Origin of the sequence: Pseudomonas sp. Fl4BN1, assembly GCF_009908285.1 — a bacterium.
In the GTDB taxonomy this organism is placed as follows: Bacteria; Pseudomonadota; Gammaproteobacteria; order Pseudomonadales; family Pseudomonadaceae; genus Aquipseudomonas.
Map to the genome: position 1 here is coordinate 1 of NZ_JAAARM010000101.1, position 452 is coordinate 452.

The 452-nt window shown below is 62.2% G+C and carries 1 pseudogene; it reads left to right on the forward strand.

Going from position 1 to position 452, the window contains the following annotated elements:
- Nucleotides 1–452, forward strand: a pseudogene (locus GV818_RS33760) (hypothetical protein); the annotation flags it as partial.

The following is a 452-nucleotide window of genomic DNA, read 5'->3' on the forward strand; positions in this document are numbered from 1 at the left end:
ATGCAGAGTTTCTCATTAGGAAAGCGTCGTAAAAAACGCGACGGCTGGTTAATGTCTTTTACCTGGCTGGTACTGTTTGTGGTCGTAGGGATGACCGGCGCCTGGTGGTGGCAGAACCACAAGGCGCAGCAGGAAGAGATCACGACGATGGCCGATCAAAGCACGGCTGAACTGAACGCAGATAAAGACAGCGGCCAAAGCGTACCGCTGGACACCGGTGCCGCGACAAGCCAGGATACGACGCCAGCGCAAACGGCTCCGGCTCCTGCGACGCCGGTTGATTCGACGGCGTCGACGCAAACGCCAGCGCCAACGGCGGCGGCGACGCAAAATACGGTAGTCGCGCCTTCGCAGGCGAATGTCGATACGGCTGCGACATCTGCCGCGCCAGCGGCAACCGAGACGCCGTCCGCGCTGCCGACCAGTCAGGCTGGCGTAGCGGCGCCTGCTGC